Here is a 22,087-nt window from a genome sequence, read left to right as displayed (position 1 = left end):
GTCCCCGCGGCGGGGCGGCCGTTCGATGGAGGCGCTAGATGTCGACTACCGAAGAACAGGGGTCCGACGCCGCGGAGGACCTGTCCGCGGCCGGCCCCGCGAGAGAACCCGGCGGGCGGCGTCCGCGCCGCCCGGGGTGGTTCCTGCCGTACGGCATGGTGCTGCCGGCGGCGGTACTGGAGCTGCTGGTCCACGTCATCCCCATGGCCCTGGGGATCTACATCGCGTTCACCTCGTTGACGCAGCTGACCATCCGGCGCTGGACGACGGCGCCGCTCGTCGGCTTCGAGAACTTCGTCCGCGGTCTGGACCCCGGAAACGCCCTGGGCAGTGCCCTGTTCGAGAGCCTGTTCCGCACCACGGTCTACACCGTGCTGGTGGTGGGGCTGTCGTGGGTACTGGGGATGGCCGCGGCCGTCGCCCTGAACACGAGGTTCCGGGGGCGCGGTGTACTGCGCACCCTGTTCCTCGTGCCCTATGCCCTGCCTGTCTACGTCGCCGCGATCCTCTGGGCGTTCATGTTCAACCAGCGCGACGGCATGGTCAACCAGCTTCTCGTACAGGACCTGGGAGTGCTGGACGAGCGTCCGTTCTGGCTCATCGGCGAGAACGCGTTCTGGGTGCTGGTGATCGTGTCGGTGTGGCGGCTGTGGCCGTTCGCGTTCCTGATGCTGCTGGCGGCACTACAGAGCATCCCCGAGGACATGTACGAGGCCGCCGCCATCGACGGCGCCTCGACCTGGAGGCGGTTCACCGGCATCACGCTGCCCATGGTGCGCTCGGCGAACGCGGTCGTGCTGCTCGTCATGGGGCTGTGGACGTTCAACGAGTTCAACATCCCCTTCCTGCTCTTCGGCGACGTCTCGCCCGAGAGCGCACGGCTGATCTCACCGCTGATCTACGAGCACTCCTTCGTCAACTGGAACTTCGGACTGGGCGCCGCGATGAGTGTGCTGCTGCTCATCGCGCTGATCATCGCGTCGGCGGTCTACGTCCGCATGGTGCTGCCCAAGGGGAGTGGCAATGAATGAGACACGGGGATTCCGCTGGTTCCGCCGGATCGTCCTGACCTTTCTCACCGTGTTCACGGTGCTGCCCCTGTACGTGCTGGTGGTGACCTCGGTGAAGCCGCTGGAGAACGTCCGGGGAGCGTTCACCTGGCTTCCGGAACGCGTCACCCTCCAGCCGTACGTGGACATGTGGACGACGATCCCGCTGGCCCGCTACCTCACCAACAGCCTGGTCGTCACGACCACGGCGACCGTCCTGGCGCTGGTGGTGGCGGTGCTGGCCGCCTATCCGCTGTCACGGCTGCGCTTTCGCGGCAAGCGGCTGTTCAGCATGACGGTGCTCTCGACGCAGATGTTTCCCGGCATCCTGTTCCTGCTGCCGCTCTTCCTGATCTTCGTACGGCTGGAGGACTTCACCGGCATCGAGTTCACCGGCTCCTACACCGGGCTCATCATCACCTACCTGACCTTCGCCCTGCCGTTCTCGATCTGGATGCTGGCCGGGTACTTCAGTGCCATCCCCGAGGGCCTGGAGGAGGCGGCGATGATCGACGGCACCGGCAGGATCGGTGCCCTGGTCCGGGTCATCCTCCCCGTGGCCCGCCCGGGCATCCTCGCCGTCGGGGTGTTCGCGTTCATCACCGCCTGGGGCGAGGTGCTGTTCGCCTCGGTGCTGACCGACACCGAGACCCGCACGCTCTCCATCGGGCTCAAGCTCTACACCAGCCAGACCGACACCCTGTGGAACGAGCTGCTGGCCGCGTCGCTGACCATCTCCCTGCCGGTGGTCGTCGCCTTCATGCTGGTCCAGCGCTACCTCGTGTCCGGGCTGTCGGCGGGCGCGGTGAAGTAGCGGGCGGGGCCTCGCCCCCTCCCGCGGCACCGCGGTCCCGGCCCGCGCCCGAACGGCCGGAGCGCCGCGTCGTGCCGGGGGCCGGGACGCCGGCGCGGACGCGCGGGCGTACCCGGCCCCCGGCCGCCGGTGTCCGCGGTCACTCCGTGGAGGCCACACCGATCGGGCAGCTGGCGCCGGTGCCGCTGATGCCGCAGTAGCCGCCCGGGTTCTTGGCGTCCGACAGGTACTGCTGGTGGAAGTCCTCGGCGAAGTAGAACTCCCCGAGCGGCGCGATCTCGGTGGTGATCGGCCCGTAGCCCGCCCCGGTCAGAGCCGGCTGGAACGCGTCGCGGCTGGCCTCGGCCGCGGCCCGCTGGGCGTCGTCGTGGTACAGGATCGCCGACCGGTACTGGGTACCGACGTCGTTGCCCTGGCGCATCCCCTGCGTGGGGTCGTGGCCCTCCCAGAAGACCTTGAGGATCTCCGTGTACGAGATGCGCTCGGGGTCGAACACCACGCGCACCGCCTCTGCGTGGCCGGTCATGCCAGAGCACACCTCCTCGTAGGTGGGGTTGGGCGTGTAGCCGCCCGCGTAGCCCACCGCGGTCGTGATGATGCCCCGCTCCGGGCCCAGGCGCCAGAACATGCGCTCGGCGCCCCAGAAGCAGCCCATCGCCACGTCGGCGATCCGGCTGCCCTCCGGGTAGGGCGGTGTGAGCTTGGTACCGAGGACGGTGTGCCTCCCCGGCTCCGGCATCGGGGTGTCGCGGCCGGGAAGGGCGCGGGCTGGGTCGACCATGGTCGTCTTTGTCCCGAACATGTGTCCAGGGTATCCACGGGAGGAGTGCGGCGCACGGGTTCCGCCAGGCCCGTGGACGACCGCTTCCGGACGAGACGGCCGGTTCCGGACGGAACGCCGGTTCCGTGCGGCGGGAGGGCGACATGCCGGAAAATTCGTCCTACCATTGCGGGCGTGCCCGAATCCAACCGTGGCGTCGCCCTCGGGGCCCTCGCCTTCTTCCTGTGGGGCGTCGCGGCCCTGTACTGGCCCCTTCTCTCCGCCGCCGAACCCAGCGAGATCCTCGCCCACCGCATGGTGTGGTCCCTGCTCGCGATGTGCGTCTTCCTCCTCCTCTCAGGCAGGGGCTGGTCCTGGCTCCCGGCGGTGGTGCGCAGTCCCAGGCGGCTGCTGCCGGTGGCCGGGGCGGCGGTCCTGATCTCCCTCAACTGGTGGGGGTTCATCTTCTCGGTCTCCATCGAGCAGACCCTCCAGGCCTCGCTCGCGTACTTCATCAACCCGCTGATGTCGGTGTGCATCGGGGTGGTGCTGTTCTCCGAGCGCCTGCGGATCACCCAGTGGGTGGCGGTCGGCCTGGGCGCCCTGGCCGTCCTCGTGATGGCCGTCGGCTACGGCGTGACCCCCTGGCTGTCCCTGCTCATGGCCTCCTCCTTCGCCGCCTACGGCGCGGTGAAGAAGTACGTGGACCTGGACGGCATGCAGAGCCTGACCGTCGAGACCCTGGTGATGTTCCTGCCCGCGCTGGGCTTCGTGGCCTACCTGGAGGCCACCGGGGCGAGCACCGCCCTCTCGGTCTCGCCCTCCCACACCGCCCTGCTGGTCGGCAGCGGCTTCGTGACCGCCGTTCCGCTGCTGCTGTTCGGCATGGCCGCCCGCAAGGTCCCCCTGAGCATCATCGGCATACTCCAGTACATCGCCCCGACCCTCATCTTCGTCGTCGGCTGGCTCATCCAGGGCGAGGAGATGCCGCTCGCCCGCTGGCTGGGCTTCTCACTGGTGTGGCTGGCCCTGTGCCTGTTCGCCTTCGACCAGGTACGCGACCTCCGGTCCCGCCACCAGGCCCGTGCCCGGATCCGGCACGACGAGGCGGCCGCGGCGGCCGAAGTGGCCGAGGCCGCCAGGACGCCCGGGACGGCCCCCGGAGGGGAGTCCGGGAAGCGCGCTCCCCTCCGGAAACCGCACTCGGAGGACCCGGCGGGTCCAGGCCCCGCGGACTGACACCGGTTCCCGGTCGTGGAAAACCCAAACTACCCTCTGTGACTCTGTGCTAACGTCAGGTCGCGGGCCGGGGACCTCTCCCGGCCCCGACCCGGCCGCACGTCCCGGAGGGCCCTTCCATGCCTCGCACCAGCCGAACGGCAGGCGCCATGCGCGCCGCCGCGGCCGTGTGCCCGCCGGCGCCCTCCCTGCTCCTCCTGCCGCTGGTGGTCGGCGCCGTCCTCACCGCCCTGTGGCTGCTCGGCGCCGCCCCCGCCTCCGCTGACGAGGGCCTCGTCGGCGACGGTCCGGGAGGCGTCGGCGCCCTCCGCGGCGATCCGGCCGGTACCGGATCGCCGCCGGCCGACGGCTCACCGGAAGACGGCGTCCTGAGCGGCGAGGCCCCGGGCGACGGCGTCCTGGACGACAGCGCCCCGGACGGCGGGGCCCCGCAGGGCCACGGTGCTCCGGACGGAGACACCCTCGGCCTGCGGGACTCCGCGGCCCTGAAGGGGGTGGTCCCCGGCGAGGTCGCCGAACCGGTCGTCTCCACCCTGGGAAGCGTCCACCACCGCCTGGAGGAGGGCGCCGAGCGCACCGCCGCCGGAACCGCCGCCGTCCTGCCCCGGACCGCCTGGGGAGTCGGCGAGGTCGGTGAGGGGGCCCGCCAGGTGATCCGGGAACTCGACCGGACGGACGGCACCGTCGAGAACGCCCTCGCCCCCGTGGCACGGGCGGCCACCGGCCCCTCCGGACCCGCGGACCGCGGCGACGCGTCCGGCGCTGACCGGCGCCCGGCCGGACACGAGCGCTCCGAGGGCGGCGCCACGGACCACGGCACCTCCCACGAGACCTTCCACGGCCACTCCCCCGGCGTCGTCTTCGGCGCCTTCCCCTCCGCGGACTCCGCCGCCCCCTCGGGCGGCCCCACGGACCACGACTCCGGCGCCCCGGCGCCCGCCGCCCCCGCCGGTCAGCTGAGCACCGGTTCGGCCGCACCCACCGGAGGCTCCGCCCCCGCGCCCGGCGTCGCGGGCTACCTCACCGCCGCGCCCTCCACCGCGCCCGCCGCCGGGGCCGTGCCGCTCGCCGCCCACGCCCTGCACCCCGTGCCGGGCGGCCCGAGCGACGACCCCACCGTCTCCCCCGACTAGGACGGGTCCTCCCCGCGCGGCTCCCGCCCGCGCACGGACCCGTTCCCAGCCACGGCCCCTTCCGCGCCGTTTCCTCTGGGAGTTGACGTGGGTCCCGTGCCGACGTTCACGGAACCCACGTCAGCCGGTGGTCCGCCCCGGCTCCGGCCGACCGCGCCCCACGCGCACGGCCGTCCCGTATCCACTGATCCAGATCCGGACCGCACCTTTCGGAAGGAAACCCATGACCCACTCCAAGCGCATCTCCGCCCGCACCGTCCTCCTCGCGGCGGGAGCGGCGGGCTTCGTCGCCCTCGGCTCCGGGGTGGCGGGCGCCGAGGCGCTCTCCTCCCCCGCCCACGAGATCGCGCCCCTCGTCGAGCGGGCGCTCGTGGAGGGCGTCGCCCCCACCGTGAACAGCCTGGCCCCCGAGGGCGTCGGCCCCGTCGCGGACAGCGCCCTGTCGGAGCTCCAGGAGACCGCGCACAACCCCGAGAAGCCCGCACCCGACCTGTCCGCGCCGCTGCCCGAGGGCGAGGCCCTGCGCACCCCGCTCGGCGACCTGCCCAACCCGACCTCCGCCCTCGCCGACACCGTCTCCAAGACCCAGGACGCCACCGGACTGGACGGCGACCCCCACGACACGGTCGGCCACGACCTCGGCAGGGCCCTCGAACAGGGCGGTCAGGAGGCGGGCGTCGCCGTGGAGGACGCGGCCACCCGCACCGGTTCGCGCGCCGAGGAGACCGCCAGGGAGGTGCTGCCCCACACCGTGGAGTCCGTCTACGGACTGCGCGAGGCGGTGGACCTGCCCAGGATCGGCCAGGTCGCCCAGCTGCCGGACACCGCCGGCCTGCCCTCGCCGACCGGCCTCCTCGGCCTGCCCGACTCCGCCACCGTCCCGCAGTCCTCGCCGAGCGCGCCCGGTCTCGGGGACCTGACCGGCGCCGTCCTGTCCGGCGACGTCCCGGCCGCCGAGCTGAAGACCGTCAACGTGGACGGCCCCCTGGCCGACTCCGGGCTGCCCCGCATCTCCGGCACCGGCCTGCCCCTCGTCGACGACACGGCCGACGCCACCCTGCCGCAGCTCGCCGGCGGCGGTCTGCCCGAGGTCACCGAGGGCGTCGACACCCAGACCGCCGAGGACCTGGTGAACGAGCTCGGCCGGGGCACGGACCTGCTGAACGACGTGGACACCAGCGACCTGGTGTCCGTCGAGGGGGGCACCGCCCCGAGCGAGACCCCCGAGGGCATGACCCAGCACCCGACCTTCATGGAGCTGCCCGGCTCCCAGGCCCTGCCCGTCGTGAGCTAGCCCCGACCACGACGACGGCGCCGTCCCTGTGGGGCGGCGCCGTCGTCGTGTACCGGCCGCGGCCCGTGACCGCGAAGAGGCCCCCGCCGCACCGAACACGGTGCGGCGGGGGCCTCACAGGGTTTCGCAGGCCGGAACGGGGCCAGGGGCCGGGACCGCCCGGGTCAGCCGGAGCGCTCGACCACGTAGTCGCACAGCGACTCGAAGGCCTCCCTCGCGGGAACCTCGGGCAGGGTCGCCAGCTCGGCACGCGCCTTGTCGGCCCAACCCCGCAGGGTGGCCTCGGCCTCGGCCATCGCCGGGTGCACCCGCAGCAGGGCCAGGGCCTCCTCGGCCTCGTCGTCGTCCAGCGGGCGGCCCAGCAGCGACTTGAGCCGCGCGTCGGCCTCGTCCCGCGAGCGCAGCGCGTAGAACATCGGCAGGGTGAGCACGCCCTCGCGCAGGTCGGTGCCCGGGGTCTTGCCCGAGTCCGTGCTCTCGCTCGCCACGTCCAGGATGTCGTCGGCCAGTTGGAAGGCCATGCCCAGGGCGTCGCACGCCCGCGTGACCGTCCCGACCGTCTCCGGGTCGACCTTGCCGAACATCCCGCCGAACTCAGCCGACGACGCGATCAGCGACGCCGTCTTGTCGCTGATCACCCTCAGGTAGTGGTCCAGCGGGTCGGCGCCCTCGGGCGGGCCCGAGGTCTCCAGGATCTGTCCCTGCACCAGTCGCGCGAACGTGACCGCCTGCAGCCGGACCGCCTCGGTGCCCAGGTCGGCGAGCATCTCCGAGGCGCGGGCGAAGACGTAGTCGCCGGTCAGGATGGCGATGCTGTTGCCCCAGCGCTGGTTGGCGCTCGGCTCGCCCCGCCGCAGGTCGGCCTCGTCCATGACGTCGTCGTGGTAGAGCGTGGCCACGTGCGTGAGCTCCACCACGGCCGCGGCCGGGATGAGGTCGGGCACGGTCGGGTCGCCGAAGTGGGCGGCCAGCAGCACCAGGGTCGCGCGGAAGCGCTTGCCCCCGGCCGCCAGCAGGTGGGAGGCGGCCTCGGTCAGCAGGGGGTCGCTCGACGCGACCGACTCCCTCAGCAGGTTCTCGACCTTCTCCAGGTTGTCCTCGACCTCACGGGCGAGGGCAGCATCGACTCTCGGCAGAGCGAGAAACCCGCTCGGGACAGCACCGCTCACCGTAAAGCTCCACCTGTTGAACGGGCACGGCGGTGACCCCCGGTAAGGGGGCCACCGTGTGCTCGGCACATGAACATGATCCGACTTGCCACGGTATCCGACCCGGAATGAACAGCCAAAGCCACACCCGGATACGGGACCGTCCAGTGCCCAAGCGCAGGTCAGACCGGATAACCGGTCATTTCGCGCCTGTTTCCGTGGACGCCTGGTCCACCATCACCGCGACCGGCTCGGAACCGGCCTCCGAGGACGGCAGCAGGTGGTCCAGCACCGGTCCCGGGTACAGGCCGAGCAGCAGCGTCGCCGCCACCCCGATCACGATGACCCCGCCCGTGGCCGCGCCCGCGCGCACCACCGTGGGGCCCTCGCCCTCCGGATCCCGGAAGAACATCACCACGATGATCCGCACGTAGAAGAACGCGGTCACCGCACTACTCAGGACACCCACCACCACCAGCGGGGTGGCACCGGCCGCCACGGCCGCCTCGAACACCGCGAACTTGCCGATGAACCCGCTGGTCAGCGGGATACCGGCGAAGGCCAGCAGGAACAGCGCCAGCGCGCCGGCCAGCGCCGGGGAGCGGCGGCCCAGCCCCGCCCACCGGTCCAGGTCGCCGAGCTCCTGCCCGCCGTCCCTGGTCCGCACCAGCGTCACCACGGCGAACGCGCCCAGCGTGGTGAACCCGTACGCCGCCAGGTAGAACATGGCGCCCGCGAGCCCGTCGGTGCTGCCCGCCACGACCGCGGTCAGGACGAACCCGGCGTGCACCACCGACGAGTAGGCCAGCAGCCGCTTGACGTCGCGCTGGGTGACCGCGATGACCGCGGCGACGACCATCGTCAGGACGGCCACCACCCACAGCATCGGCTGCCAGCTCTCCGCCGAGCCGCCGAAGGGCACGAAGAACACCCGCAGCAGCGCGCCGAACGCGGCGACCAGCGTGCAGGAGGCCATCAGCGCCGTGATCGGGGTCGGCGCGCCCTGGTACACGTCCGGCTTCCAGTTGTGGAAGGGCACGGCGCCCACCTTGAACAGCAGGCCGATCGCCACCAGCCCGATGCCCATCAGCAGCAGCGGCTCGCCGTCGCCGCCCCGGAAGATCTCCGCGCCGCCCGCCTCGACGGCCAGGCGGATCTCACCGAAGTTCACCGACCCGGCGTAGCCGTAGACCATGGCGGCGCCGAACAGGAAGAACGCCGAGGAGAACGCGCCCAGCAGGAAGTACTTGACCGCGGCCTCCTGCGAGAACAGGCGGCGGCGCCGGGCCAGCCCGCACAGCAGGTACAGCGGGAGGCTCATCACCTCCAGCGCGATGAACATCGTCAGGAAGTCGTTCGAGGCCGGGAACATCAGCATGCCCAGCACCGCGAACAGCACCAGCGGGTACACCTCGGTGTGCTGGGAGCCCGCCATGATGTGCGCGCGCTCCTCCTCGCTCCCGGGCACCGTCGCCGCCTGCGCGGCGAAGGCGTCGCGCCCGTCCCTGCGCTCGGAGATCAGCAGCAGGCTCACCAGCGCCAGCACGGTGATGGTGCCCTGGAAGAAGATCACCGTCCGGTCCACCGCCAGCACACCGGCGGCGACCGTCACACCCGACTCGTCGGCGGGCAGCGAGCCCACCTGAAGCACCAGCAGCACGAACGCCGCCAGCAGCGCGAGCACCGCGAGCCCGATCTGGATCCCGCGGCGCCGCCCCTTCGGAACGAACGCCTCGAACAGCACGCCGAGAACACCGGCGGCGAACACCGTGGCCAGCGGCGCGAGCAGCCACCAGTCGATGTTCGGCGGCGTCTCGGTGATGACGGGAAGGTCCATGTGGGGGATCACTCCGCGTCTCCTTCCTCTTCCTGGGTGCCCGAGGCGCCCTCACTGCCGCCGTCCGCGGCCGCGTCCGCCGTCCCGGAGCCGATACCGACGGTGCGTTCGACCGCGGGGTTGATCACGTCCAGCACCGGCTGCGGGTACAGGCCGAGTACGAGGATGAGCGCGAGCAGCGGGGCGACGGCCCACGTCTCCCGCGCGGACAGGTCGCGCAGACCGGTCAGCCCCTCCTTGGTGGGTCCGTTCATGGTGCGCTGGTACATCCACAGGATGTAGAGCGCGGCCAGCACCACGCCCACCGCGGCGACGACCGCCGGAGCCGGGTGGAAGGCGTAGACCCCGACGAACACCAGGAACTCGCTGACGAACGGCGCCAGGCCCGGCAGCGCCAGGCCGGCCAGACCCGTCACGAGGAACACCCCGGCGAGCTTGGGCGCGACCCTTTGCACACCGCCGTAGTCGCTGATGAGCGAGGAGCCGCGCCGGGCGACGAGGAAGCCCACGATCAGGAACAGCGCCCCGGTCGCGAACCCGTGGTTGACCATGTACAGGGCGGCTCCGGCCTGCCCCTGCGCGGTCAGGGCGAAGATGCCCAGGGTGATGAAGCCGAAGTGGGACACCGAGGTGTACGCCACCAGGCGCATCATGTCGTTCTGCCCGATGGCGAGGATCGCTCCGTAGATGATGCTCACCAGGCTCAGTCCCACCACAGGCCACACGAACCACGACACCGCCGCCGGGAACAGCTCCAGGCAGTAGCGCATCATGCCGTAGGTGCCGACCTTGTCGAGCACGCCCACGAGCAGCACGGCGGTGCCCGGGCGCGAGGCGCCCGCCGCCGAGGGCAGCCAGGTGTGCACGGGCCACATCGGCGCCTTGATCGCGAAGGCGATGAAGAAGCCGAGGAACAGCCAGCGCGCCGTGGCCGGGTCCACCGCGGCGAGGGCGCTGCCCTCACCGACCAGGTCGGTCCACAGGAAGCTGCCGCCGATGACGTACACGCCGATCACCGAGACCAGCATGACCAGGCCGCCGGCCAGGCTGTACAGCAGGAACTTGACCGCGGCCGCGGACCGCCCGTCGCCGCGCCCGTAGCGCCCGATCATGAAGTAGACCGGGATGAGCATGGCCTCGAAGAACACGTAGAACAGGAAGACGTCGGTGGCGGCGAAGACGCCGATCATCATCGCTTCCAGGACCAGGATGAGCGCGAAGTACCCGCGCCCGCCGTCGAAGCGGTCGTCGTGCTCGTTCCAGGCGGCCAGGACGACCAGCGGCACCAGGACGGCCGACATCAGGATCAGCACCAGGGCGATGCCGTCCACGCCCACGGCGTAGTGGACGCCGAAGCGCTGGATCCAGGGGTGGACCTCCTCGAACTGCAGGCTCGCGGCCCGGGAGGTGTCGAACCGCAGCGCCATGGCCGCGACCACGAGCAGGGTGGCGATCGAGAAGCCCAGCGTGATCCGCTTGGCGGTCTCGGCCGATCCTCCGCCCGCGGCCGTGGTGGCGGGGCGGACGGCGGTGGCCACGCCGCCACCGCCCGCCGGGGCCTCGGCGGCCCCTCCGGCCTCGGCCGTACGGGCGGCTCGGGCCGGGGAGGCCTTCGCCGCCGTGCGCGGTAGTGCCCAAACCAGGGCCGCGCCGACCGCGGGGAGCGCGATCGCGATAGTGAGCCAGGGGATCATTGTCACAACCTCACAGCCAGCGTCGCGGCGACGACGACGGCGCCGAAGAGCATGGTGAGCGCGTACGTGCGGGCGAACCCGGTCTGGGCCCGGCCCAACCCCTTCGAGGAGTCGAGCACGCCCGCGCCGAGTCCGTTGACCGCCCCGTCGATGACCTTGTCCTCGATGAGGAGCAGCGCACCGGTGAGCGCCTGGCCGGGCCGCATGAGCAGGCCCTCGTTGATCTCGTTGCCGTACAGCTCGCGGCTGGCGGCGACGGTGACCAGGTTGCCCTTGGGGGCGGTGGTGGCCACCGGCTTGCGCAGGTACACCGCCCAGGCCGCCGCCACTCCGACCACCATGACGCCCAGGGCGGCCAGGCCGTAGGGCGAGGTGAACGCGTGCGCCACGTCGAAGTGGTGCGGGTGGGCGCCGGTGGCCGGGGCGAGGAAGCCCGCGAACCGGTCGCCGAGCGTCAGGAAGGCGCCGAGCGCGACCGAGCCGATCGCCAGCACCACCATGGGGGCGGTCATGCTGACCGGCGACTCGTGCGGGTGCACGCCCTCGTCCCACCGCTTCCCTCCGAGGAAGGTCATGAAGACCATCCGCGACATGTAGAAGGCGGTGAGCCCCGCGCCGGCGATGACGGCCGTCCCGAGCACCATGCCCTCGGTGCCGCCCACGCCGAAGGCCGCGGAGATGATGCTCTCCTTGGTCCACCAGCCCGACAGCAGCGGGAAGCCGATGATGGCCAGGTAGCCGAGGCCGAAGGTGGCGAAGGTGACCGGCATGACCCGGGCCAGCCCGCCGTACCTGCGCATGTTCACGCCGTCGTTCATGGCGTGCATGACCGATCCGGCGCCGAGGAACAGCCCGGCCTTGAAGAAGCCGTGGGTGACCAGGTGGGCGATGGCGGCCACGTAGCCGACCGGGCCCAGCCCTGCGGCCAGCACCATCATGCCGATCTGGCTCATCGTGGACCCGGCCAGGGACTTCTTGATGTCGTCCTTGGCCGAGGCGATGATCCCGCCCGCCAGCATGGTGGCGGCGCCCACGACGGTGACCGCGGTCTGGGCCACCGGGGCGCCCTCGAAGACGGGTCCGGCGCGCACGATGAGGTACACGCCGGCGGTGACCATGGTGGCCGCGTGGATGAGCGCGGACACCGGGGTCGGGCCCTCCATGGCGTCGAGCAGCCACGCCTGCAGCGGCAGCTGCGCGGACTTGCCGCAGGCGCCCAGGAGCAGCAGCAGCCCGATCGCCAGCAGCACGCCGTCACTCGCGCCGGGGACGGCGGCGAACACGTCGCTGAAGCTGACCGCGCCCAGTGCCGAGAACATGATCATGATCGCGATGAGCAGGCCCATGTCGCCGACACGGTTGATGAGGAACGCCTTCTTGGCCGCCACGGCCGCGGAGGGCTTGTACTGCCAGAACCCGATGAGCAGGTAGGACGCCAGGCCCACACCCTCCCAGCCGAGGAAGAGCAGCACGAAGTTGTCCGCGAGCACCAGCACGAGCATGGCCGCCACGAACAGGTTCAGGTAGGCGAAGAAGCGCCGCCTGCCGGGGTCCTCGGCCATGTAGCCGACCGAGTAGACGTGGATCAGCGAGCCCACGAAGGTGATCAGCAGGACGAAGCTGATCGAGAGCGGGTCCACCAGCAGGTCCACCCCGGCCTCGAAGCCGCCGACGGAGAACCACTGGTAGACGGGGACGGAGACGCCGCGCGCGTCGGGGGCCCTGCCGAGCAGGTCGAACAGGACGAGGAGGGCCCAGGCGAAGGAGGCGACCGGCAGGGCCGTGGCCAGCCAGTGCCCCCACTTGTCGGTGTGCCTGCCGCCGAGCAGCAGGATCGCCGCGCCCGCGAGTGGCAGGGCGATGAGCAGCCACGCGCCCGACAGCACCGCGCTGTCGGCCGCGGTCGCCACCGCGGGGTCGGCGGCGAGGTACGCGTGAGATGTCACAGCCACGTCGCCTTCTAGTACTTGAGCAGGTTCGCGTCATCGAGCGACGCGGACCTGCGGGTTCGGAAGATCTGCATGATGATCGCGAGGCCCACGACCACCTCGGCGGCGGCGACGACCATCACGAAGAAGGCGATGACCTGCCCCTCGATGTCCCCGTGCATCCGGGCGAACGCGACGAACGCCAGGTTGCAGGCGTTGAGCATGAGCTCCACGCACATGAAGACGATGATCGCGTTGCGCCGGAGAAGCACGCCGACGGCGCCGATGGTGAACAGCAGCGCCGCGAGGACGATGTAGTTCATCGGGTCCACGAGGACTCGACCTCCTGCCCGTTGCCGTTGCTGTCGGAGCCGTCCGTCTCGTCCGTCTCCGCCGTCCCGTCCCGGCCTCCGGAGGCGCCGGGGGTGTCCGGGCCGCCCTTGCCACCGGGGCCGCCCGTGCCACCGCCGTTCGCGCCCGGTGTGCCGTCCGCACCACCCGGCTTCCCGGAGTCCCCGGGGTCCTCCGCGCTGGGCCGGGCACGGTCGCCCGCCGCCGGCCCGACGACCTTGGCCTCGGCGGAGTCGGACGCCCCGCCGAACAGCGGCGCCTGCTCGGCCCGCACGTCGGAGGGCACCCGCGACTGGTACTCGGGGTCGCGCGCGGTGAGCACCGGGTTGAGGGACAGCTTGGCGACCGTGCCGTCCGGCAGCAGCGCGGGCATGTCGATCGCGTTGTGCCGGGCGTAGGTGCCGGGTCCGGGCAGCGGGGTCGGGTGGTCGCCGCGGATACGCTCCTCGGCGATCTCCCGCTGCGTGCGGCGCTTCTTGGTGCGGGCGGTGTGCGCCAGCACCATGGCGCCCAGGACGGCGGTGATGAGCAGCGCGCCGGTGGCCTCGAAGGCGACCACGTAGCGCAGGAGCAGCTCGCCCGCGATCCACGGGATGGTGCCGCCCGCCGCCGCGGCGCCCTCGGTCAGGCCCACCGGATCGCCCACGGCGATGCGGGTGATGCCGGTGGCCAGGGCGCCGACGAAGCACAGGGCCACGACGGCCGTCATGATCCGCTGCCCGCTGATCGTCTCCACCAGGGAGTCGGCCGTGCTGACGCCGACGAGCATCAGCACGAACAGGAACAGCATGAGGACGGCGCCGGTGTAGACCACGATCTGCACGACCATCAGGAACGGCGCGGCGTTGATGCCGTAGAAGACGGCCAGGCCGACCATGGTCAGCGCCATGGACATGGCCGAGTGCACGGGCTTGCGCGAGAAGACCACGCCCAGGGCGCCGAGGAGGACCACCGATCCCAGGATCCAGAACGTGGCCGCCTCACCGCCGCCGATCGGGGCGGCCAGGTGCAGGGACCCGTCGAGCGGCGCGCCCGGGGAAACACTGGTGAGCGGGTTCAACGGACCGCCTCCGTGCTCTCCGGCGGCTGCTGCCCGTCCTGCGAGCCGTGCTGGCCGCGCCCGGTGGCGTAGTAGTCCTGGTCGCTGTCGCCCAGGCGCATCGGGTGCGGCGGCGGCTCCATCCCCTCCTTGAGCGGGGCGAGCAGCTGCTCCTTGGTCCAGATCAGGCTCTGCCTGCTGTCGTCGGCCAGCTCGTACTCGTTGGTCATCGTGAGGGCGCGCGTGGGGCAGGCCTCCACGCACAGCCCGCACAGGATGCAGCGCAGGTAGTTGATCTGGTACACCCGGCCGTAGCGTTCACCGGGCGAGTACCTGTCGTCGTCGGTGTTGTCACCGGCCTCCACGTAGATGGCGTCGGCCGGACAGGCCCAGGCGCACAACTCGCACCCGATGCACTTCTCCAGGCCGTCGGCCCACCTGTTCAGCTGGTGCCGTCCGTGGAAGCGCGGCGCCGTGGGGCGCTTGACCTCCGGGTACTCGACGGTCGGCACCTTCGTGAACATCGCGTGGAAGGTGACACCGAAACCCTTGACGGGGTTGAGCCACTCAAGCACCGGTAACCTCCTCACCCTTCTTGTTGCGGTCGGCAGCGGCGGCCGGAGCCGTCCGCGGCGGTTCGGCGAGCACGCTGCTGCCGTAGTGCGGGGCGGTGCTCGGTGGCACCGGGAACCCGCCGAAGGCGGGATCCTCGCGCGCGCGGCGGGCGCTCTCGGCCCGCTGGATCGCCTCCTCCGCGCGCTCGCGGCGCGCGTGGCGCAGCCAGGCGGCGAAGGCGGCCACCGTGGCGGCGGTGAACGCGGCGACCACGAGGCCGACGACCACCGGCGAAGCGTCCTCCAGGACGAGCATCCGCACGACGGCGACGGCGGTGATCCACACCAGCTGGATCGGGATGAGCACCTTCCAGCCGAGCTTCATCAGCTGGTCGTAGCGCACCCGGGGCAGGCTGCCGCGCGCCCAGATGAACAGGAACATCACGCCGACGAACTTGAGCAGCCACCACAGGGCGGGCCACCATCCCTCGTTGGCCCCGGGGAGGAACGCGGTGATCCCGGGCGGGGCGAGCCAGCCGCCGAGGAAGAGCGTGACGGACACGGCCGCGACCGTGCACATGTTCACGTACTCGGCGAGGAAGAACATCGTGAACTTCATGGACCCGTACTCGGTCATGAAGCCGCCGACGATCTCGCCCTCGCCCTCGGCCAGGTCGAAGGGCAGCCGGTTGGTCTCGCCGACCATCGTCACCAGGTAGACGAGGAAGGACGGCAGGAGCAGCACGGCGAACCACAGTCCGCGCTGGGCCTCGACGATCCCCGACGTGGTGAGGGTGCCCGACATGATGAAGACCGCGACGAAGGACAGGCCCATCGCGATCTCGTAGCTGATCACCTGCGCGGAGGCGCGCAGGCCGCCGAGCAGGGCGTAGGGCGACTGGGAGGCCCAGCCGCCGAGCACGAACCCGTAGACCCCCAGCGCGGCGGTGGCCAGGACCACCAGGGCCGCGACGGGCAGGTCGGTGAGCTGGAGCGGGGTGATGACCCCGAACATGCTCACCTCGGGCCCGATCGGGATGACCGAGAACGCGATGAAAGCGGGCACGGCCGCGATCATCGGTGCGGCGATGTAGACGAACCGGTCCACCCCGCGCGGGATCAGGTCCTCCTTGAGGGAGAGCTTGATGCCGTCGAACAGGGACTGGAGCAGGCCGAAGGGGCCCATCCGGTTCGGCCCGTGGCGCTGCTGCATCCGGCCCATGACCTTGCGGTCGGCCATGATCATCATCAGCACGCAGACCATGAGGAAGACGAAGATCCCCAGCGCCTTGATGGTGGTGATCCACCAGGGATCGCCGCCGAAGGCGCTCAGTGTCTCCTCGGAGGCCAGGTGGGCCACGCGCGGATCGAGAGCGGCGGGGGTCACTGCTGCCTCCCGGATGTGGTGGTGGACGCGGCCAGCAGGACGGTCTGGCCCGCGCCGCCGCCCAGGTCGCGGGGTACGTCGCAGCCGTCGGCGTTGGCCGGGAGCCAGACGACCCTGTCGGCGATGTCGGTGACGACCACGGGCACGGACACCGACCCGCGTGCGCCGGTGACGTGGAGCGTGCCGCCGTCGGTGACGCCGACCTCGTCGGCCGTGGCCTTGGACAGGTAGGCGCGGGCCTTGCGGGCGGTTCCGGCGAGGTAGGGCTCGCCGTCCTCCATGCGGCCGGTGCCGAGCAGCTGGCGCCAGGTGGAGAGGACCGCCTGGCCGGGTTCGGGCCCGGAGGCCTCCACGGGGCGTGTCCGGGGCGCGGCGGTGCGCTGGCCGGCCCACAGGCCCAGTTCCATCAGCTCGCCGTAGGCGGACGCGGCGTCCGGCAGTCCCAGGTGCACGTCCATCTGGTCGGCGATCGCGGAGAGCACCCGCAGGTCGGACAGTGCGCCGGGCACCCTGAGCGCGTCGCCGAAGGGCCGGTGGCGGCCCTCCCAGTTGACGAAGGTGCCGGACTTCTCCGCCACGGAGGCCACCGGCAGCACCACGTCGGCGCGGTCGGTGACGTCGCTGGCGCGCAGTTCGAGGCTGACGACGAACGGCACCCGGGCCAGGGCCTCACGCGCGGCGTCGGGGTCGGGCAGGTCGTCCAGTTCGACCCCGGCGACGAGCAGGGCGTCGAGCTGTCCGGACGCGGCGGCCTCGATGATGGCGGCGGTGTCGCGTCCGGGGGCCTCGGGCAGGGAGCCCACGTTCCAGGCACGGGCGACCTCCGCGCGGGCGGAGGGGTCGGTGACCGGACGGCCCCCGGGCAGCAGGCCCGGCAGCGCCCCGGCGTCGACGGCCCCGCGCTCGCCCGCGCGGCGCGGCACCCACACCAGGCGGGCGCCGGTCCGCGCGGCCAGGGCCGCGGCGGCGGTCAGGGCGCCGGGCACGGCGGCCAGGCGCTCGCCCACCATGATGACCGAGCCCTCCTCGTTCAGGGCCGACACGACCTCCGGGTCGTCCGTGTCCAGGGCGTTGAGGACGCGGCCCTCGTCACCGGGGACCGTCCTGACCAGCGTGCCCTTGGTCTTGGTCAGGCCCAGGCTGGCGTGCGAGGCGACCGAGTAGACCTTGAGCCCGCGCTTGCGCACGCCCTTGCGCAGCCGCAGGAAGACCAGGGGCGACTCGTCCTCGGGCTCGAATCCGGCCAGGAGCACCGAGGGCGCCTTCTCCAGCGCGGTGAAGTCCACGCCGACCGGTGTCCCGGCGACGTGGGCGGCCAGGAAGGCGGCCTCCTCCTCGGAGTGCGCGCGGGCACGGGCGTCCACGTCGTTGGTGCGCAGGGCCACGCGGGCGAACTTGGCGTAGGCGTAGGCGTCCTCGTAGGTCAGGCGCCCGCCGACCAGGACGCCGACCCGGCCGCGCGCGGCGGACAGGCCCTGGGCGGCCATGCTGACGGCCTCGGGCCAGGAGGCGAACTCCAGGGCCCGGGACTCCTCGTCGCGCACCAGCGGACGGGACAGGCGGTCGGACTGGGTGGCGTAGCTGAACGCCCACCGCCCCTTGTCGCAGTTCCACTCCTCGTTGACCTGGGGGTCGTCCCCGGCCAGGCGGCGCATGACCTTGCCGCGCCGGTGGTCGGTGCGCTGGGCGCACCCGTCGGCGCAGTGCTCGCACACGCTGGGCGTGGACACCAGGTCGAAGGGGCGCGACCGGAACCGGTAGGCGGAGCCGGTGAGCGCGCCGACCGGGCAGATCTGCACGGTGTTGCCGGAGAAGTAGGACTGGAAGGGCTCGCCCTCGGCGATGCCGACCTGCTCCTGGGCGCCTCGGTCCATCAGTTCGATGAGCGGGTCGCCCGCGATCTGGGCCGCGAAGCGGGTGCAGCGGGCGCACTGGACGCAGCGCTCCCGGTCCAGCAGCACCTGCGAGGACAGCGCGATCGGTTTGGGGAAGGTCCGCTTGACGTCGACGAAGCGGGTCTCGCCCTGCCCGGTGGACATGGCCTGGTTCTGCAGGGGGCACTCGCCGCCCTTGTCGCAGACCGGGCAGTCCAGCGGGTGGTTGATGAGCAGGAACTCCATGATCCCGCGCTGGGCCTTCTCCGCCACCGGGGAGGTCAGGTGGGTCTTGACCACCATCCCCTCCATCACGGTGATGGTGCAGGAGGCCTGCGGCTTGGGCATGCCGCGCCCGTTGCCCATGTCGGGGATCTCGACCAGGCACTGGCGGCAGGCCCCGACCGGGTCCAGGAGCGGGTGGTCGCAGAACCTGGGGATCTGGATGCCGAGGAGTTCGGCGGCCCGGATCAGCAGGGTCCCCTTCGGCACCTGGATCTGGAAACCGTCGATGGTGACGGTGACGAGGTCCTCCGGGGGCGGCGCCGGCGCCGATCCACCGGAGGAGTTGGAGGTGACTGTCACTGGTGTCCTCCCGTCGAGGTCGGCTGGTCGCCCCACAGGGTGGCCTTGGTGTGGTCGAAGGGGCACGCGCCCCTCTCGACGTGGTCGATGTACTCCTGGCGGAAGTACTTGATCGAGGACATGACCGGGCTGGTCGCGCCGTCGCCGAGGGCGCAGAAGGCACGGCCGAGCAGGTTGTCGCAGATGTCCAGGAGCTTGTCGAGGTCGGCCTCGGTGCCCTCGCCCCTCTCCAGCCGGTCCAGGACCTGGACCATCCAGAAGTTGCCCTCGCGGCAGGGCGTGCACTTGCCGCAGGACTCATGGGCGTAGAAGGCGATCCAGCGGCCGACGGCGCGTACCACGCAGGTGGTCTCGTCGAAGATCTGGAGCGCGCGGGTGCCGAGCATGGACCCGGCGGCGCCCACCGACTCGAAGTCGAGCGGGGTGTCCAGGTGCTCCTCGGTGAAGATCGGCGTGGAGGAGCCGCCGGGGGTCCAGAACTTGAGCTGGTGCCCGGGGCGGATTCCGCCCGCCATGTCGAGCAGTTCGCGCAGGGTGATGCCGAGCGGCGCCTCGTACTGTCCCGGGTTGGCGACGTGCCCGGACAGGGAGAAGAAGCCGAACCCGGCGGACTTCTCGGTGCCCATGGACGTGAACCACTCGGTGCCGTTGGCGACGATGCTCGGCACGCTGGCGATGGACTCGACGTTGTTCACCACGGTGGGCGAGGCGTAGAGCCCGGCCACGGCGGGGAAGGGCGGCTTGAGCCGGGGCTGGCCCCGGTAGCCCTCCAGGGAGTCCAGCAGGGCGGTCTCCTCACCGCAGATGTAGGCGCCCGCCCCGGCGTGGACGACGACGTCGAGGTCGAAGCCGCTGCCGAGGACGTCCTTGCCCAGCAGCCCCGCCTCGTAGGCGTCGGCGACGGCCTGGCGCAGGCGGCGGATGACGTGGAGGACCTCGCCGCGCACGTAGATGAAGGCCTGGCTGGACCTGATCGCGTACGCCGCGATCGCCACGCCCTCCACCAGCACGTGCGGGTTGGCGAGCATGAGCGGGATGTCCTTGCAGGTGCCCGGCTCGGACTCGTCGGCGTTGACGACGAGGTAGCGCGGGTTGGGGTTGTCCGCGGGCAGGAAGCCCCACTTCATCCCCGTGGGGAACCCGGCGCCGCCCCGGCCGCGCAGGCCGGACTTCTTGACCAGGTCCACGATGGCGTCGGGCTCCATGCCCAGGGCCGTGCGCAGGGCGCCGTAGCCGCCGGTGGCCTGGTAGCCCTCCAGGGTGAAGGAGTCCGGGCGGTCCCAGTTCTCCGAGAGGATCGGGGTCAGGGTGGTCATGTGGCGTCCTCCTCACCCTGGTCGGAAGGCTTGGGAGGGAGGTTGTTCGGGTCGGGAGCCGACCATCCGCGCTCCCTGGCCAGCCTGAGCCCGGCCAGGGAGGGCGCGGCGGCCTGGACGCCCTCGCCCGCGCGGCCGTCGTCGAACCCGGCCAGCACCCGCGAGGCCTGCTTCCAGGTGCACAGGCCGGCGGGGCCGCGCGTGGGCGCGACGTCGTTGCCCAGGCTCAGGTCGTCCACCAGCTTCCTGGCGGTCTCGGGGGTCTGGTTGTCGAAGAACTCCCAGTTGACCATCACGACGGGCGCGAAGTCGCAGGCCGCGTTGCACTCGACGTGCTCCAGCGTGACCTTCCCGTCCCCGGTGGTCTCGCTGTTGCCCACCTCCAGGTGGTCCTTGAGGCTCTGGAAGATCTCGTCGCCGCCCATCACCGCGCACAGGGTGTTGGTGCACACGCCCACCTGGTAGTCGCCGCCCGGACGGCGGCGGTACATGGTGTAGAACGTGGCGACCGCGTTGACCTCGGCGAGGGTGAGGTCGAGCTGGTCGGCGCAAAAGCGCATGCCGGCCTTGCTGACGTGCCCCTCCTCGGCCTGCACCAGGTGCAGCAGCGGCAGCAGCGCGGACCGCGGCCGGGGATAGCGGCCGATGATCTCCTTGGCGTCCGGTTCCAGCCGGGCCGTGACCTCGGCCGCAAACGCCTCGCGCGGCTCGGCCGCCTCGGTGGCCTCGGTGTTCTCGTGCTCGTTCACCGGTCCACGCCTCCCATCACCGGGTCGATACTGGCCACGGCCGCGATGACGTCCGCCACCGTGCCGCCCTCGCACATGGCCGCGACGGCCTGCAGGTGGGTGAACGAGGGGTCGCGGAAGTGCACGCGGTGCGGACGGGTGCCCCCGTCGCTGACCGCGTAGCAGCCGAGCTCGCCCTTGGCGCTCTCCACGGCCGCGTAGGCCTGGCCCGCGGGGACCCGGAAGCCCTCGGTGACCAGCTTGAAGTGGTGGATGAGCGCCTCCATGGAGCCGCTCATGATGTGCGCGATGTGGTCGGGCGAGTTGCCCAGGCCGTCGGGACCCAGTGCCAGCTTGGCGGGCCAGCCGATCTTGGCGTCCTTGATCATCACCGGGCCGGGCCGGAGCTTGTCCAGGCACTGCTCGACGATCTTGAGGCTCTCCTCCATCTCGGCCATGCGCACCCGGTAGCGGGCGTAGACGTCGCCGCCGTCGGAGACGGGGACGTCGAACTCGTAGTCCTCGTATCCGCAGTAGGGCTTGGCCTTGCGCAGGTCCCAGGACAGGCCGGAGGCGCGCAGCAGCGGCCCGGTGATGCCGAGCGCCATGCAGCCGGGCAGGCCGAGGTGGGCAACGTCCCTGGTGCGGGCGAGGTAGACGGGGTTCTCGTCCAGGAGCTTGCGCATGACGCGGATGCGCTTGGGCATCTCCTTGAGCAGCTCTCGGATCTTTCCGACCGTGCCGGGCGGCAGGTCCTGCGACACTCCGCCGGGGCGGATGTAGGCGTGGTTCATCCTCAGGCCGGTGACCAGCTCGAAGATGTCCAGGATCATCTCGCGCTCACGGAAGCCGTTGGTCATGACCGTGGTCGCGCCCAGCTCCATGCCGAAGGTGGCCATCGCCACGAAGTGCGAGGCCATCCGGTTGAGCTCCATCATCATCACGCGGATGACGCTGGCCCGTTCGGGGACGCGGTCGGTGATGCCGAGCAGCTTCTCGACCGCCAGGCAGTACGCCGTCTCGTTGAACAGCGGCGTCAGGTAGTCCATGCGGGTGACGAACGTGGTGCCCTGGGTCCAGGTGCGGTACTCCAGGTTCTTCTCGATACCGGTGTGCAGGTAGCCGATACCGACGCGCGCCTCGGTGCAGGTCTCGCCGTCCAGGGTGAGGATCAGCCGGAGCACGCCGTGCGTGGACGGGTGCTGGGGCCCCATGTTGACGACGAGGCGCTCGGCGCTGGTGGCCTGCGCCTTCTCGATGACGTCGTCCCAGTCCCCGCCGGAGGCGTCGATGTAGTCCTCGGTGACGGTCATGCCTTGCCTCCCTTCGTGACGGAGTGCGTTGGGGTGGGGATCTG

Annotated in this window: 18 protein-coding genes; 5 read left to right on the top strand and 13 right to left on the bottom strand. The window is 71.5% G+C overall.

The genetic code is table 11. The annotated features are described in order from the left end of the window. Positions 1-38: 38 nt before the first annotated feature. Positions 39-1,031 (top strand): carbohydrate ABC transporter permease, encoded by a 993-nt coding sequence (locus tag NOSIN_RS25205; RefSeq protein ID WP_077693111.1) that lies wholly within the window; start codon positions 39-41, stop codon positions 1,029-1,031. Beyond that, positions 1,024-1,863, top strand: coding sequence for a carbohydrate ABC transporter permease (locus NOSIN_RS25200; RefSeq protein ID WP_077693110.1), 840 nt, complete (start codon positions 1,024-1,026; stop codon positions 1,861-1,863). The genes NOSIN_RS25205 and NOSIN_RS25200 overlap by 8 nt, the downstream gene beginning before the upstream one ends. A gap of 139 nt (positions 1,864-2,002) precedes the next feature. Here the strand turns inward: NOSIN_RS25200 and msrA are convergent, their stop codons facing one another. After that, positions 2,003-2,665, bottom strand: coding sequence for a peptide-methionine (S)-S-oxide reductase MsrA (gene msrA / locus NOSIN_RS25195; protein WP_077693109.1), 663 nt, complete (start codon positions 2,663-2,665; stop codon positions 2,003-2,005). A 153-nt stretch (positions 2,666-2,818) separates the two neighbouring features. Here msrA and rarD point away from each other — a divergent pair, with 153 nt between their 5' ends. The 3 genes from rarD (at position 2,819) to NOSIN_RS25180 (ending at position 6,289) form a co-directional block, all read left to right on the top strand. Continuing rightward, complete coding sequence (rarD, locus tag NOSIN_RS25190; RefSeq protein WP_077693108.1) at positions 2,819-3,862, top strand: EamA family transporter RarD; 1,044 nt, start codon at positions 2,819-2,821, stop codon at positions 3,860-3,862. 119 nt (positions 3,863-3,981) lie between these two features. Next, positions 3,982-4,995, top strand: coding sequence for a hypothetical protein (locus NOSIN_RS25185; RefSeq protein ID WP_077693107.1), 1,014 nt, complete (start codon positions 3,982-3,984; stop codon positions 4,993-4,995). 223 nt (positions 4,996-5,218) lie between these two features. After that, positions 5,219-6,289, top strand: a complete 1,071-nt coding sequence (locus NOSIN_RS25180; protein ID WP_077693106.1) for a hypothetical protein — start codon at positions 5,219-5,221, stop codon at positions 6,287-6,289. Between the two features lie 164 nt (positions 6,290-6,453). Here NOSIN_RS25180 and NOSIN_RS25175 read toward each other — a convergent pair whose 3' ends face one another. From NOSIN_RS25175 to NOSIN_RS25120, 12 genes are all read right to left on the bottom strand, one after another. Continuing rightward, positions 6,454-7,458 (bottom strand): polyprenyl synthetase family protein, encoded by a 1,005-nt coding sequence (locus NOSIN_RS25175; protein WP_077693105.1) that lies wholly within the window; start codon positions 7,456-7,458, stop codon positions 6,454-6,456. 178 nt (positions 7,459-7,636) lie between these two features. Next, on the bottom strand, positions 7,637-9,274 hold the full coding sequence (nuoN, locus tag NOSIN_RS25170; RefSeq protein WP_077693769.1) for an NADH-quinone oxidoreductase subunit NuoN: 1,638 nt from the start codon (positions 9,272-9,274) through the stop codon (positions 7,637-7,639). Positions 9,275-9,282: 8 nt separating this feature from the next. Further along, positions 9,283-10,968: an NADH-quinone oxidoreductase subunit M gene (locus NOSIN_RS25165; RefSeq protein WP_077693104.1), complete on the bottom strand. Its 1,686-nt coding sequence runs from the start codon at positions 10,966-10,968 to the stop codon at positions 9,283-9,285. Between the two features lie 2 nt (positions 10,969-10,970). Continuing rightward, positions 10,971-12,914: an NADH-quinone oxidoreductase subunit L gene (nuoL, locus tag NOSIN_RS25160; RefSeq protein WP_077693103.1), complete on the bottom strand. Its 1,944-nt coding sequence runs from the start codon at positions 12,912-12,914 to the stop codon at positions 10,971-10,973. Between the two features lie 14 nt (positions 12,915-12,928). After that, complete coding sequence (gene nuoK, locus NOSIN_RS25155) at positions 12,929-13,228, bottom strand: NADH-quinone oxidoreductase subunit NuoK (protein WP_077693102.1); 300 nt, start codon at positions 13,226-13,228, stop codon at positions 12,929-12,931. Continuing rightward, a complete protein-coding gene (locus tag NOSIN_RS25150; RefSeq protein ID WP_077693101.1) occupies positions 13,216-14,307 on the bottom strand; it encodes an NADH-quinone oxidoreductase subunit J in 1,092 nt (363 codons plus the stop codon). The genes nuoK and NOSIN_RS25150 overlap by 13 nt, the downstream gene beginning before the upstream one ends. Continuing rightward, a complete protein-coding gene (gene nuoI, locus NOSIN_RS25145) occupies positions 14,304-14,861 on the bottom strand; it encodes an NADH-quinone oxidoreductase subunit NuoI (RefSeq protein ID WP_077693100.1) in 558 nt (185 codons plus the stop codon). The genes NOSIN_RS25150 and nuoI overlap by 4 nt, the downstream gene beginning before the upstream one ends. Beyond that, a complete protein-coding gene (gene nuoH, locus NOSIN_RS25140; protein WP_077693099.1) occupies positions 14,854-16,227 on the bottom strand; it encodes an NADH-quinone oxidoreductase subunit NuoH in 1,374 nt (457 codons plus the stop codon). The genes nuoI and nuoH overlap by 8 nt, the downstream gene beginning before the upstream one ends. Continuing rightward, a complete protein-coding gene (locus tag NOSIN_RS25135; protein ID WP_077693098.1) occupies positions 16,224-18,686 on the bottom strand; it encodes an NADH-quinone oxidoreductase subunit G in 2,463 nt (820 codons plus the stop codon). The genes nuoH and NOSIN_RS25135 overlap by 4 nt, the downstream gene beginning before the upstream one ends. Further along, positions 18,683-20,002: an NADH-quinone oxidoreductase subunit NuoF gene (nuoF, locus tag NOSIN_RS25130; RefSeq protein ID WP_077693097.1), complete on the bottom strand. Its 1,320-nt coding sequence runs from the start codon at positions 20,000-20,002 to the stop codon at positions 18,683-18,685. The genes NOSIN_RS25135 and nuoF overlap by 4 nt, the downstream gene beginning before the upstream one ends. Continuing rightward, positions 19,999-20,751, bottom strand: a complete 753-nt coding sequence (gene nuoE, locus NOSIN_RS25125; protein WP_077693096.1) for an NADH-quinone oxidoreductase subunit NuoE — start codon at positions 20,749-20,751, stop codon at positions 19,999-20,001. Before nuoE ends, nuoF begins: the two co-directional genes overlap by 4 nt. Beyond that, positions 20,748-22,043 carry an NADH-quinone oxidoreductase subunit D gene (locus tag NOSIN_RS25120; protein ID WP_077693095.1) on the bottom strand — a complete coding sequence of 432 codons (1,296 nt, stop codon included), beginning with the start codon at positions 22,041-22,043 and terminating at the stop codon, positions 20,748-20,750. Before NOSIN_RS25120 ends, nuoE begins: the two co-directional genes overlap by 4 nt. Between the last annotated feature and the right edge of the window lie 44 nt (positions 22,044-22,087).

Origin of the sequence: Nocardiopsis sinuspersici (assembly GCF_001998325.1) — a bacterium.
Classification (GTDB): Bacteria; Actinomycetota; Actinomycetes; order Streptosporangiales; family Streptosporangiaceae; genus Nocardiopsis; species Nocardiopsis sinuspersici.
The sequence above is the reverse complement of the archived record's forward strand: the minus strand, read 5'-3'. Positions and strand labels throughout refer to the sequence as shown.

Coding starts and splice junctions, on each gene's coding strand:
- NOSIN_RS25205 (WP_077693111.1), top strand. CDS start 39: ATGTCGACTACCGAAGAACAGGGGTCCGACGCCGCGGAGGACCTGTCC.
- NOSIN_RS25200 (WP_077693110.1), top strand. CDS start 1,024: ATGAATGAGACACGGGGATTCCGCTGGTTCCGCCGGATCGTCCTGACC.
- msrA (WP_077693109.1), bottom strand. CDS start 2,665: ATGTTCGGGACAAAGACGACCATGGTCGACCCAGCCCGCGCCCTTCCC.
- NOSIN_RS25185 (WP_077693107.1), top strand. CDS start 3,982: ATGCCTCGCACCAGCCGAACGGCAGGCGCCATGCGCGCCGCCGCGGCC.
- NOSIN_RS25180 (WP_077693106.1), top strand. CDS start 5,219: ATGACCCACTCCAAGCGCATCTCCGCCCGCACCGTCCTCCTCGCGGCG.
- nuoN (WP_077693769.1), bottom strand. CDS start 9,274: ATGGACCTTCCCGTCATCACCGAGACGCCGCCGAACATCGACTGGTGG.
- NOSIN_RS25165 (WP_077693104.1), bottom strand. CDS start 10,968: ATGATCCCCTGGCTCACTATCGCGATCGCGCTCCCCGCGGTCGGCGCG.
- nuoF (WP_077693097.1), bottom strand. CDS start 20,002: ATGACCACCCTGACCCCGATCCTCTCGGAGAACTGGGACCGCCCGGAC.
- NOSIN_RS25120 (WP_077693095.1), bottom strand. CDS start 22,043: ATGACCGTCACCGAGGACTACATCGACGCCTCCGGCGGGGACTGGGAC.